The following is a 12,548-nucleotide window of genomic DNA, read 5'->3' as shown; positions in this document are numbered from 1 at the left end:
CTGATACGGCGGTGACAGCGGATTATCCGGTCACGGCCGCGGCTTGAGGGAAAGGGTTTTCCTGATCTTAGGTGGAATCTCACGGGCACACGGGATAAGGGTGGAACAGTGCCCGCACGAACCGTAGTTCCAGGCGGCAAAGTGTTCCTTGTTGCCGTGGGTCTCGCAACGCCCCGGGATCTTGCCGGTACTGGTTATCGCTCCCGTCGGGCAGCGCCTGATGCAGGCGTCACAACTCCCGTCGAAAGCGTAAAGACAGTAGTGGTAGACGTCGGTGTAAGGGCGCGGCGTCGGGGTTAGCTTGAGGTCGGTGATGACGCTACAGAGGCGCCCGAGCGCCCCCTTTTCGGAGATAAAGTTCTGGTGCAGACCGAAGGTTCCCAGACCGGCGGCGAAAGCTGTGTGCCGCTCGGACCAGAAGGGACGCCAGTCGTCGGAATCGTAACGCGGGTCGATGTTGGGCGCGACCGCCCTCCCGCCGTGGCGCTCAACGAAACGGATCAGGGAGCGGCGCACCACGTTAAGGAACTTCGAGCCGTTCCATTTCCCGGAGGAAAATTCTATGGCCGAGAAGCGCTGATCCTTGGCGTAGTGCTCGGTGATGTGCCCGGTGAAGGGAAGAAAGACGCTGATGATGGAACGCGCACCGGGAAGCCACTCCTGCGGCAGCCGGTGCATGGGACCCACCACCTCCGGGTCCTGGAAGCGCTCGAACAGCGGATCTTCGACTGAGGCAACGCCAATCAGGGGGAGGTCCCAGATGGGTGGGTTTTCCCCTTCAGGGAGCGCGTTGCGGAAGTCCGTCCGCACCAACTGAGTCACATGGTTCAGCACTTCCTCAAGCACGATATCGTCGTCCCCCACCGCTTCCGCCGTGGACAGCGGTGCCGGATCGGGAAGGTAGAAGCCGGGATTTACCCCTTCGCGGCGAGCAGCATCCCGTGTCACCTGCTCCGGATTGGCGTACTGAGATCCCTTTACGACAGGGGGATGGTCGAATGGCTTGCGGAATCCAGGAGGGGAGCCCTTGGTGAGATCATAGGCCACCCAGATATAGAGCTGCTCGAAGACCTCATCCAAAAGCCGGGAGGCAAGTTCGACGGGGCTCTCCCCCTCTCCCAACTTGGTCGTCCCTGCTTCGGGGAAGATCTCCCCTTCGATGAAGTAGTACACCTCCTGCCGCAATGGCGCCGCGAAGTTGCGCAGGGTCGCGGTGCGGTCGCTGCTGCGTACCGCAAGCACCTTGCGGAAGTCGGGACGGTAGCCGCGATAGTTGACGCCTAGGATGTAATCGGTCAGTGCCTCCAGAACGGACTGCCGGTCCAGCTTCCGCGGATAGGGCTCGCCCCACTTGGGGATCTCGTTTTCAAACAGGGACTTGCTGGTGTCGTTGTTAGCGCTCATCGGTTGCCTCGTCAGCGTTTGCCGGTCCAGTGCAGCACGCGGCGCTGCACAAGGTCGAACAGTTCCATAATCAAGATGATGACCAGCGACATGAAGAGCATGCCGGCCAGCACCTTCGGGTAGTCGGAGAAATCCGCGTTGTACTGGATGAAGTGCCCCATGCCCGACTTGGCGCCGAACATCTCGGCGACGGTCAACAGGATGAAGCTGAAGACCAGCGCCATCCCGGCCCCGCTAAAGATCATCGGAAGGGCGCCGGGGAGGATGACTTTGCGATAAAGCCGGAAGCCGCCGAGCCCCAAGGTTCTGGCGTTTTCTATGTAGCGCTCCTCCAGATGAACCACGCCGTGGATAGTCCCCATCAGGATCGGCCAGAAAGCGCCTGCGAAGATGATGAAGGCGGAGGAGAGCCAGAAGGTCGGCAGCACCGCGATGGCGTACGGGATCAGCATGGTGGGCGGAATCGGGCTCACCCCGCGAAAGACCGGCATGAGCAGCCCGCGCAAAAAGTTCGAGGAGCCGACCACCAAGCCGCCGCCGACGCCCAGCGCCAGCGCCAGGAAGTAGCTCGGCACCAGCATCCCCATGGAGTTGCCAAAGCCCAGGACCAGTTTGGGCAGGGACTTGCCGAAGGCGGGCAGGATCTTCGAAAGACCGGGGAACAACACCGGCTCAAGCCAGCCCGACCAGTCGGTGGCTGCCTCGAAGAGCAGCACCAGCAGCAGGATTACCACCGCCGGGCCGCTGTATCGTTTGATCAGTTGTGCAACCATGATGATGCGCCTCAGTTCTGACGTTCGAAGCGTCTCTTCGCCTCGCGGTAGAACTTGTCCTTGGGATTGCGCCGCTGCAGTTCCTTCAAGGCGTCGCGGTAGAGATCCACGTTCACGTAGCGGTTCAGGTCGATATCCCCTTCCACGTAGTCGATGCTTTTCATGTCATGCCACATCCTGGTGACCCCTTTACGATTCGGGTCGGCATGGGTCTCCTGGTGCGGTTCCAGGGTGAACTCGCGGGCCATCTTGTCGTCGAGGTTCAGGTAGCGCTTGTTGACGTCAACGGCCAGCTCGGGCTTCTCGGTCTTGATCTTCTCGGCCTGCAGGATCGCCCTGAGGAAAGCGCGATAAGTCTCGGGATCCTCCTTCACCGCCTTCCCCTTGGCCACGATGCGGCAGCAGGGGTGCTGCGGGAAGAAGTAGTTGCTCCAGCCGACCACCACCACGCCCGACTCCTTGGCCTTCAACAGAATCGAGGAGGCGCCGATTCCGACGTCCGCTTTGCCCGCCTTCACGGCCTCCAGCACGGCTGCCGGATTCTTCAGTTCAATGATCTTTACATCCTTCTCGGGATCGAGACCGGCACGCTTCAAGGCGCCGCGCCAGACGATGTCCGCGGTGTAGATGCGCGGCGTGGCCACGGTCTTGCCGCGGAAGTCGCCGATGGTCTTGATCTTCTGCGCCTTCTCCGGGAGCGCGATCACCGGGTGACCGCCGGAGAGGTGCCCGCCGATGATGGAGAAGTCGCTCCCCTTTGAGATGAAGGTGAGCGGTCCGGCGGTGCCGAAGGAGATGCCGATGTCGATCTTGCCGCTGTTCAACGCGTTGAGCCCGTCGGAGGAGCTGGCGAACTGTACCAGTTCCACCTCGACGCCTTCCTTCTCGAACAGCTTCTGGTCCTGTGCCAAGAAGGTGAGCACGCTGCCCCCTCCCGGAGCGTAGCCGACTTTCAGCTTCGTCTTCGCAACGGCAGCGTCAGCCTGCGCCGATAATCCTAGGGCGGCAACGGCTAGCAACAGCAATCTTTTCCATGCAGATCTCATCTCGTGCTCCTTTTTCTGTGGGAAATAAAAAAGGCCAGGCGAGTCGGTGTCATCACCGTACTTGCCTGGCCTCCAGTGTCTCTGGTCAGCCACCACTATTGAACTGTGGGGGAAACCATAGCACCGGCTGCTGCTGGAGTCAATATAAAAATATCTAGTCTATAAGTTTTATAGTCTAGCCATCACTTGACAGCACTCAAAAGGAAAGTGCTTCCACGAAAACCTTGTCAAAGTCCTTGCAGTTGGCCAACTCCACGACCTGCACCTGCTCGACCAGATCGCTCATCTCCCGGCGCGAGACGGCGTTGAGGAGGAACGCTTCCCCTCCGCTTTTGGCGGTGTTGCCGACGAACCTGATCCGCCCGGAGGTGCCGGCCGGCAAGAGTCCGATGGTGGTCAGGCTGTCGGCGGTCAGATGGTAGCCGAAAGAGCCGGCGATCAGGACCCGCTGCAGTTCCGCTACTGGGACCGAGGCCTCGCGCAGCAGAAATTCCACCCCGGCCCGGATCGCCCCCTTGGCGAGCTGCACCTGGCGCACGTCCTTTTGGGTCAACCAGACTTTCTCGGTGAGCAGGAACGACGGCTTGCCATCCCGCTCCACCAGGCGCTCGGCCAGCTTCGGATGAATTGCGGCCGCGTCCGGCTTGACGAACTTGCCGTTTTTTCCCACCAGGCCGTGGGCCACAAGCTCGGCGACTATATCCATCAGGCCCGACCCGCAGATGCCGACAGCCTCCGCCCCGGCGATGGTCCTGATTTCCAGGGTGCCGTCTGGCTGGAAGCTGCAACGCTCGATCGCCCCCTCCCCTGCCCTCATGCCAAAGCGGATGTTCATACCCTCGAAGGCGGGGCCGGCGGCGGTGGAGGTGGCCCAAATCTTACCGTCGCGGCACAAAGCCATCTCGCCGTTAGTTCCGATATCCACGAACAGCACTGTTTCCGTGCTTTCGTGCAGGCGGACCGCCTGCAGGCCCGCCGTGATGTCGGCGCCGATGTAGCCTGAGATGATCGGCGGAAGGTAGATCAGCCCGCCGTGGGCGATATCTATTCCTGTTGCCTGCGCAGGGAGCCAGGCGGCGCAGGTGAGCGCAGAGGTGTAGGGATACCTGCCAAGCGGCGCCGGATCGACCCCGGCGGCCAAGTGCAACATGCAGGTGTTACCGCTGAAGATCACCTCGTAGATACGGTCCCGGCGTACTCCAGCCGTCCCCGCGACCTGGTCGATCAGGGCATTGATTTCGCCGATGACGCCACTTCGCAACTCCTCCAGCCCGCGCTCTTCCGACCCTATTTTAATGCGCGACAGCACGTCCTGGGCGTGGCGGCTTTGCGGGTTGAGGGACGAAGCGGCCGCCAGTTGAGTCCCGGTTGTCAGGTCCACCAGCGCGACCACGAGGGTGGTGGTGCCGATGTCGACCACTACGCCGAAGCTCTCGCCGGCGGTATCGCCCTCCTCTTCGGTCAGGAGTGCTCCGCCGCCCAGCACGCGCGTCACGCCCAGATCCGGCCGGTACTCCTTGACGATGTGCGGGGAGAGATCGACAGTGCAAGCCTCACCGTGGCTGGCGATCTTGAAATCACGCAGCGAAGGCCCCTCGGGAACCAGCACCGCGATGTTGCCGTGGACCTCGGCTGCGCAAGCAAGCACCTGCCCGCGGCTCCTTTCTCCCGCCGGAAGCCGGTGCGCTCCTTTTTCGACCACCTTGTCGAGGTTGTGGGAAGGCAGGGTCACCGCGCACTTGCCGCAGACCACCGCGCCGTTGCAGGGGGAATCGATGGTCACTCCGGCTGCACGGGCGGCCTCCAGGATGGTCGAGCCCTTGGAGACCGTGGCGTGTTTATCGTCGGGAAGAAATACAACCGTTACCATCCGCGCCCTCCGTCCTTCACCGTCTGGGTCATGGCCTGGATGTTCCTGATCGAGGAGGCGGTGCTCAGCCCGCAAGCGGGGGAGATGATGTCGATGCCGTCGCGCACGAGTCCCGCCGTATGGCGCGAGACCTTATCCGGCTCCCCGAGCTCCAGAAGGAAGGTGCTCAGGTTCCCCATGGTGGTGAGCTGCGGGTATTCCTCTTTCAGGAGCTTCAGGTTCACGAAGGCGTCGGTGCTGATGGCGTCGCTGTGCAGTTGAGGAATGGAGGGCTTGACCGCCTTCATCTCGCCGCAGATGTGCACCAGGACCGGGACGCCGGTGGCGTGAATGCCGTCGATGACCTTGTTCAGGTAGGTGACGGCGTACTCCTGGAACAGGCGCGGCCCGAGAATCTCGCCGGTGGCGGTCGGGTCGCCGATGCAGATGGCGCTGGCGCCGCCGTCGACCAGCAGGCGGGCGAACGAGATGAGGAAGTCGCTCACGTAGTCGAGCACGCGGTGGGAATCTTCCCGTTTTTTATGCAGCTCCTTCAGAAAGATCATGGGGTCGACGATCGAGGCTGCGGTGCTGACCGGGCCGGTGATGCTGCCAATGACAGGCACGTCGGGGTTGGAGCGACTCAAGAGCAAGGCCGCCTCGGCAACCTGACCGATACGTCCTGAGTCGAGCATCCTGTCTATGTCGCGAAACTGCACCTGGGCATTCGAGACGAAAGGCTCACGCGCGATCTTGGGTTCGCAGGCCAGGGTGCCGAAGTCGATCTCGCTGCCGAGCACTTCGGCCTCCACGGTCATGCAGAACGGGATGCCGAAGTTCTCGAAGCCGGTGTCGTGGTTGACGTCGGTGGCAAGTTCGGCCATCAGGTCGGACCGGAAGTGCCCTTCCGGCAGGGTGTGCCCGGTGCGGTTCATGACATCGACGATGGCGGCATTCATCATGCCGCCGGTGCAGACGACCGGCGGCCGGTCGACCTTCTTTTTACCTAGCGTGTCGAGCAACCGCTCTTTGGGGCTGAGGCTCATGGTTTTACTCCTGTGTCAGGTAGTACATCCCACCAGGTCCCCGCCCCCGGAGGGGGAGGGTCAGGGAGGGGGCGCGCAGCGGCTATTGCAAACAGCCCCCCTCCCGACCTCCCCCCTCCGGGGGGAGGAGTCGCGGACGCAAAAGTTGAGATGTCAGTTTTTTACCGGCCAGCCCGCCTCGCGCACCGTGTCCAGCATGGCGTGGATGTTGGCGAAGGGGGTTTCCGTGGGGAGGCTGCAGCCCGAGGCTACGATGAACCCCTTGGGGCTGTCCTTCGCCTGGGCGAGGCACGAGAGCGTCGCCCGGCGTACCGCGTCAGGAATCCCCTGCAGCATGACCTCGGAGGGATGCACGTTCCCCATCAGGCGCACCCGGTCGCCGACCGCGATCCGCGCCTCGCCGAGGTCGGCATCGTTGTCGATACTCAGGCAATCGGCACCCGCCTCTACCATCGCCTCCCATATGCCGGAGGTCTTGCCGCAGATGTGCAGCGTGACCTTCCTGTCGCGCCCGTGGACATAGTCGATGAGCCGCTTCAGGTACGGGAACGAGAATTCTCTGAACTGGCGCGGGCTGATCACGGACATGGAGGACATGGCATCGGTGAGGCTCGGCGTGCAGCCGGCGTCGATGATGGCGCCGGCATAGGCGATGTTGGTCTGCAGCGAAATCTCGCACAGGTGGTGCACCATCTCGGGTGAGCGCATCATGAGACGCGCCAGCTTGTCGGCTCCCACCAGGAAGGAAGCGTTGGTGAAGGGGCAGGTTACCGCGCCGGTCACCGCCACCTCGTGCCCCACTTGATCCACCGCACGGCGCATCGCCTCCAGGTGCTGCGGCAACTGCCCGTCGCGTTGAGGATCCGCGGGACGCAGGCGATCCAGTTCCGCCAAGTCGGTGATGGCCGGGGCGGCCAGAAAGGCCGTCTCGTCCTCCGGGTAGCTCACCTTGGCCCCCATCGCCTCCGCCTGGGTGTAGAGGTCGGTAAAGATCCTGATGATGTCGTAGCCGAAGAGCCGGTAGGCTGCTACCTGTGCCTGTGCGATCAACGCACCGTTGCCACGGAAGTCCCCGACCTTCACGCCGATCACCCGCGCCGCCGTGTTCCCCACAATGGGAACGCAGGGGAGCCGGTCGATGGGCGCGCCGGCGCCGTAGGCCGCCAGGCGCTCAAGCGGTGTCATCTGGTCACGGCTCATCAGGCAGCCGCCTCCGCGGGGGCCACCAGCGCCCTGGCCAGGCGGATCGCGTCCGCGGCGTTCACCGCATAGCCGTCCGCGCCGATCCGATCGGCGAACCCCTGCGAGATGGGACCGCCGCCGACGATGACCTTGAAGCGGTCCCGGATCCCCTCCTCGCTAAGCTGACGAACCACGGCGCCCATGCCGTCCATGGTGGTGGTCATCAGGGTGGAGAGGGCGATGATGTTGGCGCCGATCTCCTTGGCCGTTTCCACGAACCGGGCCGGCGGGATGTCGCGCCCGAGGTCGGTGACATCGAAGCCGGAGGTCTCCAGCATGATCTTCACCAGGTTCTTGCCGATGTCATGGGTGTCCCCCTCCACCACGCCGATCACCACCTTATGCTTCTCGGCGGCGCCATCACTGCGAAGGTGCGGTTTGAGTACGTCCATCCCGGCGTACATGGCGTCCGAACACATGAGGAGCTCAGGGATGAAATACTCCTCCTCGTCGAAGAATTGCCCGGCCCGCTCCATCCCGGCTGAAAGCCCCTTTTCGATGGCCTGGTAGGCGTCGATGCCGCGCTCGACCACCTCGTTGGCGGCAGCAATCGCCTCGTCCTCGTCCATATCCACGACCGCGTCGGAGAGCCGCTTGAACAGCTCATTGTCGATCTGACCCATTGTCTTTCCTCCTTTACCTGTTCGCCACTATCTGCCCGAAGACATCCTCGGCGAGCCTCAAGCCACCACGGAAACCGGTGTAGCCGCGATCCAGCACGGCGCGATTCGCCACCGGGAAGGAGACCGAGAGGTGCGGCGCTCCGATCTGCAGCGCGAGTTCGCGATCAAGCGAGCTGCCCACCACGAAGGCGGGGCTGAAGGCGTTGTAGTATTTCTGCCCGGCGGCCCGGGGCCAGACCTGGTTCAAGTGCCCGAGGACCTGGGAAGCGTCGGACTCGAAGACTACGTTGGTGCTGAATCCGGAGGCCAGCTGCTCAACTCGGGCCGCAATCGCCGGCTGGCCGTTTTCGTGAATTCTGTCGGTCACCACGGTGAGGACGGGGAGCCAGCCGAGGTCGTCCGCAAGAAAGCGCGTTAGTGCCACGGCGTAGTTGGCATCGCCGACGACCACGGCGTAACGCTGCAGGTCGAGGTCGTTGTAACAGTCAGTGAGCGGCTCCAGGATCTGGTAGTAGTGCCGCTTTTCCCTATCAATCACCCGCTGCACCAATTCCGAGTCCAGTTCCAGCGCGGCACCAACCTGGCGCAGGAACGCTTCGGAAGCGGAAACCCCGATAGGGAGCGAGGTAGTGACGAATGGGGTGCCGTGCTTCTCCTTGAAAAGCGCGGCGGCGCCCTGGCCGTAGAGATCAGAGAGCACGATGTTGAGTTGCGCCGAGCCCGCTTCCCTGATCCCCTCCAGCGTATCAGTAGGGGTGAAGAAGGAGTTGACCTCCAGGCCGAGCAACTCCAGGAGGTGACGGGCCCCTTCCAGGTTGCCGCGCCAGAACGGGTCCATGTACGGCACCACGCCCCAGAGGTTCACCCGTCCCTTCACCTTTGCCAGCCCCTTGTCCAGGTAGTCCTTGACCAGTGCCTGCAGTACCAGGTCGTACCCCCAGTAGGAGTCGCCGCGGAAGCCGCCGGTGACCGCACCGATGATGGGAGCTCCCTCCTCACGGAAATCGTTCACCACTGCGAAGATGTCGTCGCCGATTACCTCGGGGACGCAGCCGGTCAGGACCACGTAAAGGCCGCCCTGCATCACCTTGAGGGTGGAGGTTATCTGCTCGCGCAGGCGGTCCTCGCCGCCGAAGACAACCTCCGTTTCCTGGACGTTGGAGCTTGGGACGGTGAGCCCGCCGCAATACCCCCCGACCTGGAGGCCACTGCCGCCGTTCTGGGTCCAGGCAAAGTTGCCTGCGCATCCCGAGGCCGAGTGCAGAATCGGAATGCCACCCGGCAGCGCGGTCACCGTGGCCGCCGCCCCGCCCAGGGAGCAGAGATAGCGGGCCCTCTCTACGAAATTCTCACTCATTGACGCTCCTCCCGCGGGTGTTGAGATAGGAAAACGGCTCGGCCTGGTACCACGAATCGGCGTACGGGAGCCTCAGGTTCTCGGCCAGGTTCCGGTTGTAGGCCGGGTTCAAGAGCTGGCGGTGCAGGCGACGCGCAAGTTCGTAGACGCCGCGGTAGCCGATGTAGGCGAGCCCCGTGTTGTAGATGACGTGGGTGGGGATGCCGAGCTTCGAGGCGGTCATGTTGCCGTTGGCGTGCCCGAGGAAGAGGTCCGGCTTCAGCCGGTTCAAAAGGTTCGCCTCCTCGAAGGGCTGCACGTTGGCGATGTCCACCACGTAATCGGTCTTCGCCTCGCGGGCGAGCTTCTCGTACTCCACCTCGGCGAAATGGTCGTGGTGGAACGACCGGATGCCGACCACCTCGAGGCCGACCTCCTGGAGCAGGCGCGCGGTCGCCAGGGCGCGGAATTCTCCCGCACTCACGAAGACTTTTTTCCCCTGGAAGAGCGGCCTGAACTCTTCGAGGGCTTCTTTCAATTCCGCCTCCTCGGCGGCAATGAGACGCTCGGCCTGCTCCTCAAAGCCGAAGCGCGCCGCCACGTCACGAAGCCAGAGGCTGGTGTTCTCAATGCCGATGGGCATGTGCTTGATGATGGAGGGGACGTTGAAGCGCTCCTCCAGGTAGCCCAGGAAATAGTCGTCGTGGGTTGGGCAGGTGCTGATGGAAAGCGCGGCGCGGGTCGCCTTCACGAACGAATCGGGGTGGGCAAAGACCGGGAAGACGTTCACCTCCAACCCGAGACTCACCAGCAGCCGCTCCAGTTCCTGCTCATCGACGCGCCCCATGGAGGAGACGTTCATGAGGTTCACGGTGCGCGCCAGGCGCTCCTGCTCGCGGAGCACCTCCAGCTCGTCCTGCGGCGTGTGCTCCGTCACCCCCTTTTCTTCCAGGAGGTTGCGGCCGATGGTGTGGTAGACCGCGTCGTAGGCGGTGGCCCAGATCTTGGTCTTGAACCCCTCGCAGTGTACCGGGAGGAGCTTGGCGCTCACCTGCGGCTGCAGCCTCTGCGCGACGCCGTCGATGTCGTCGCCGATGATCCCGGGGACGCACCCCGCCACGATGGTGATACTGGCCGGGCGGTAACGCCGGTCCGCCTCGATGATGGCGCGCTCCAGTTTGTCCTCGCCGCCACTGATGACGTCGGTTTCGTCCAGCGCCGTGGAAAGCCAGATGCCGTCCTGCGCCTTCCCCCTGCGCGCGTTACTCCCCATGCGGACGTTGGCGTTTTGCGAGTGGGTGCAGGAGCCGCAGCCAACCGCGCTGTGCAACAGCACGACATTGTCCGGCAGCGAGTTCAGCATGGCGAGGGCCGGAAGCAGGAGGCAGATAGTCCCCTGGGTGAAGCCGCGCTCGCCGTCGTCGATCAGACAGCTCTTGCCCCCCTTCCCTTTCCGGGCCAGGCCGCAGATGCTGTCCTGGTGGGCTATCACCGTGTTCAAACGGTCCTCGCGCTTGGGCGGGACCTTGTTGTCGAAATAACTCATGGATCCTCCATTTCTGCAGTGAAGCGGGCGCGGCGCAGGCAAGTCTCAGCGCAGCTTCCCGTCGAAGAGCTTCTTGTAGTAGGTCCCGCCGGTATAAAGCGCGCCCACGGGGTTGTGCGCCAGCACCCGGTCCTTCACCACCAGGTAGGTGACCGGCGCCTGCGAGTACTTGATGAAGAGCGAGTCGTGCCCGACGCAGAGCCCCACCACCACGTTCAGTTCGGTGCCCTGCTTCGCCAATAGCCGCGCCTGCAGCACCGGGTTGCACATGGACTCGTGGGCATCGGGATCGATCTTGTGCTCCTTCGGGATGCCGGTCTCGGTCTTTTCCACCGCACCGACCTTGCACAGCACGCTGTAGGACGCGATCCCCTGCGACTCGAGGAATTTAGCGAAGGTGCGTGCCTCGGCGGCCAGGCCGACGCAGCTTGCGATCCCGATTTTGGTGACGCCGGCGCGGCGGGCGAAGGCGGCGATTTCCTCGACCCGGGTCAGTTGGCCGTAATAGGTCCCCTCCACCTCGGCGGCGGAGCAGGAGATCTTCGACACCAGCGGGTCGTTCTTGTAGAGGTCCACCGCCTCGGCCAGCTCCTCCTGGTCGAGCCCCACGGTGAGGCAACCCGTGGGAAAGCTCGCATTCAGCTTGTAGCAGTTGAGGGTGCCGCAGTCGCTGCAGCTTTTGACCCCGTTCTTCTTACTCATGTTTGCAACTCCTTGAAAGAATCAGTTGCGCCAGCGCAGCAGGCGGCGCTCCAGGCGTTCGGTGCCCCAGGTGATGACGGTAACCACGATGCTGATGAAGATAATGCCGACCACCACCCGCTGGTAATCCGCGAAGTCCGCGAAGTTCTTCACGTACCAGCCGATGCCCGAGTTGGCGCCGATAAGCTCCGCCGCGGTCAGAAGCACCAGTGCGAAAACGAGGCCCAGGGTCGCGCCGGTGCAGATCGAGGGCATGGCGCCGGGGAGGATCACCCTGAAGAGCAGGGTCCGCTCGGAAAGGCTCAGCACCCGGGCCGAGTCGAGCAGTCCCTTGTGGATGTTGAAGACCCCGTTCACGGTGTTGATGAACACCGGCCAGAAGGCACCGATGAAGATCACGAAGATCGATGCCGCCCTAAAGCTCGGCAAAAGCGCTATCGCGTACGGGATGTACACGATGGGCGGGATCGGGCCGAGCACCTTGGTAAAGGGGTGCAGCGCGTTGAAAAGCCGCACGCGCCAGCCGACCAGGAGTCCCAGGGGGATCGCGGTGGCGAGCGCGATCAGGTAGCCGCTCACCAGCAGGATCAGGGAGTTGACCAGCCCCTTCAGCATGTCGGGGAGCTCGCTCACGAACAGGCGCAACACCGGCTCCGGTTTGGGGAAGAGCATCTTGTCCAGAAGCACGAACCTGGTGGTGCAGAGGTGCCAGGCCAGGAGTATGCCGAAGACGATGGCGGCGACGTCACCGGCGCCCGCCAGACCCTTGCCGCCGCGGCCAAGGCTTACGCGCACCAGGTAGGCAAGCTCCACCGCTGCGGTCAGCGCCAGCAGGTACGCCGGGTATTCCTCCCCCGGCACCGGCCAGAACAGTTCCGCGAGAAGCAGGACGAAGACGATGCTCGCCGGGGAAAGGATCAGGCGTTTGGCGATACTGACCCGCTCGACGCGGGCTCCCGCTGATAGGACGGCTTCCATGGC

Annotated in this window: 11 protein-coding genes; all 11 read right to left on the bottom strand. The window is 63.3% G+C overall.

Translation table 11 applies throughout. The features are described 5' to 3' along the window. Positions 1 to 30: 30 nt before the first annotated feature. The 11 genes from KOL99_RS09995 to KOL99_RS09945 all read right to left on the bottom strand — a co-directional run bounded on the left by KOL99_RS09995 (position 31) and on the right by KOL99_RS09945 (position 12,545). Positions 31 to 1,404: a hypothetical protein gene (locus KOL99_RS09995; RefSeq protein WP_216510339.1), complete on the bottom strand. Its 1,374-nt coding sequence runs from the start codon at positions 1,402 to 1,404 to the stop codon at positions 31 to 33. Positions 1,405 to 1,415: 11 nt separating this feature from the next. Then, positions 1,416 to 2,177 (bottom strand): ABC transporter permease, encoded by a 762-nt coding sequence (locus tag KOL99_RS09990; protein WP_216510338.1) that lies wholly within the window; start codon positions 2,175 to 2,177, stop codon positions 1,416 to 1,418. Between the two features lie 11 nt (positions 2,178 to 2,188). Next, the gene (locus tag KOL99_RS09985) at positions 2,189 to 3,223 is read right to left on the bottom strand and encodes an ABC transporter substrate-binding protein (protein ID WP_216510337.1); all 1,035 of its coding nucleotides are present in this window, start codon (positions 3,221 to 3,223) and stop codon (positions 2,189 to 2,191) included. 196 nt (positions 3,224 to 3,419) lie between these two features. Continuing rightward, positions 3,420 to 5,093, bottom strand: coding sequence for an ASKHA domain-containing protein (locus KOL99_RS09980; RefSeq protein WP_216510336.1), 1,674 nt, complete (start codon positions 5,091 to 5,093; stop codon positions 3,420 to 3,422). Next, a complete protein-coding gene (locus KOL99_RS09975; RefSeq protein WP_216510335.1) occupies positions 5,087 to 6,118 on the bottom strand; it encodes a uroporphyrinogen decarboxylase family protein in 1,032 nt (343 codons plus the stop codon). Before KOL99_RS09975 ends, KOL99_RS09980 begins: the two co-directional genes overlap by 7 nt. A 153-nt stretch (positions 6,119 to 6,271) precedes the next feature. Next, positions 6,272 to 7,318: a uroporphyrinogen decarboxylase family protein gene (locus tag KOL99_RS09970; protein WP_236026036.1), complete on the bottom strand. Its 1,047-nt coding sequence runs from the start codon at positions 7,316 to 7,318 to the stop codon at positions 6,272 to 6,274. Beyond that, positions 7,318 to 7,983, bottom strand: coding sequence for a corrinoid protein (locus tag KOL99_RS09965; protein WP_216510334.1), 666 nt, complete (start codon positions 7,981 to 7,983; stop codon positions 7,318 to 7,320). The genes KOL99_RS09970 and KOL99_RS09965 overlap by 1 nt, the downstream gene beginning before the upstream one ends. A gap of 13 nt (positions 7,984 to 7,996) precedes the next feature. Further along, positions 7,997 to 9,340 (bottom strand): nitrogenase component 1, encoded by a 1,344-nt coding sequence (locus KOL99_RS09960; protein ID WP_216510333.1) that lies wholly within the window; start codon positions 9,338 to 9,340, stop codon positions 7,997 to 7,999. Further along, positions 9,333 to 10,865, bottom strand: a complete 1,533-nt coding sequence (locus KOL99_RS09955; protein ID WP_216510332.1) for a nitrogenase component 1 — start codon at positions 10,863 to 10,865, stop codon at positions 9,333 to 9,335. Before KOL99_RS09955 ends, KOL99_RS09960 begins: the two co-directional genes overlap by 8 nt. 45 nt (positions 10,866 to 10,910) lie before the next feature. Continuing rightward, positions 10,911 to 11,567 carry a DUF1847 domain-containing protein gene (locus tag KOL99_RS09950; protein WP_216510331.1) on the bottom strand — a complete coding sequence of 219 codons (657 nt, stop codon included), beginning with the start codon at positions 11,565 to 11,567 and terminating at the stop codon, positions 10,911 to 10,913. A 21-nt stretch (positions 11,568 to 11,588) separates the two neighbouring features. Beyond that, a complete protein-coding gene (locus tag KOL99_RS09945; protein WP_216510330.1) occupies positions 11,589 to 12,545 on the bottom strand; it encodes an ABC transporter permease in 957 nt (318 codons plus the stop codon). Between the last annotated feature and the right edge of the window lie 3 nt (positions 12,546 to 12,548).

It is taken from the genome of Geomonas azotofigens (assembly GCF_018919395.1).
GTDB lineage: Bacteria > Desulfobacterota > Desulfuromonadia > Geobacterales > Geobacteraceae > Geomonas > Geomonas azotofigens.
The sequence above is the reverse complement of the archived record's forward strand: the minus strand, read 5'-3'. Positions and strand labels throughout refer to the sequence as shown.

What these genes read in the sequence shown, in the direction of transcription:
- KOL99_RS09995 (WP_216510339.1), bottom strand. Translation starts at nt 1,404, where the DNA reads ATGAGCGCTAACAACGACACCAGCAAGTCCCTGTTTGAAAACGAGATC.
- KOL99_RS09990 (WP_216510338.1), bottom strand. Translation starts at nt 2,177, where the DNA reads ATGGTTGCACAACTGATCAAACGATACAGCGGCCCGGCGGTGGTAATC.
- KOL99_RS09985 (WP_216510337.1), bottom strand. Translation starts at nt 3,223, where the DNA reads ATGAGATCTGCATGGAAAAGATTGCTGTTGCTAGCCGTTGCCGCCCTA.
- KOL99_RS09980 (WP_216510336.1), bottom strand. Translation starts at nt 5,093, where the DNA reads ATGGTAACGGTTGTATTTCTTCCCGACGATAAACACGCCACGGTCTCC.
- KOL99_RS09975 (WP_216510335.1), bottom strand. Translation starts at nt 6,118, where the DNA reads ATGAGCCTCAGCCCCAAAGAGCGGTTGCTCGACACGCTAGGTAAAAAG.
- KOL99_RS09970 (WP_236026036.1), bottom strand. Translation starts at nt 7,318, where the DNA reads ATGAGCCGTGACCAGATGACACCGCTTGAGCGCCTGGCGGCCTACGGC.
- KOL99_RS09965 (WP_216510334.1), bottom strand. Translation starts at nt 7,983, where the DNA reads ATGGGTCAGATCGACAATGAGCTGTTCAAGCGGCTCTCCGACGCGGTC.
- KOL99_RS09960 (WP_216510333.1), bottom strand. Translation starts at nt 9,340, where the DNA reads ATGAGTGAGAATTTCGTAGAGAGGGCCCGCTATCTCTGCTCCCTGGGC.
- KOL99_RS09955 (WP_216510332.1), bottom strand. Translation starts at nt 10,865, where the DNA reads ATGAGTTATTTCGACAACAAGGTCCCGCCCAAGCGCGAGGACCGTTTG.
- KOL99_RS09950 (WP_216510331.1), bottom strand. Translation starts at nt 11,567, where the DNA reads ATGAGTAAGAAGAACGGGGTCAAAAGCTGCAGCGACTGCGGCACCCTC.
- KOL99_RS09945 (WP_216510330.1), bottom strand. Translation starts at nt 12,545, where the DNA reads ATGGAAGCCGTCCTATCAGCGGGAGCCCGCGTCGAGCGGGTCAGTATC.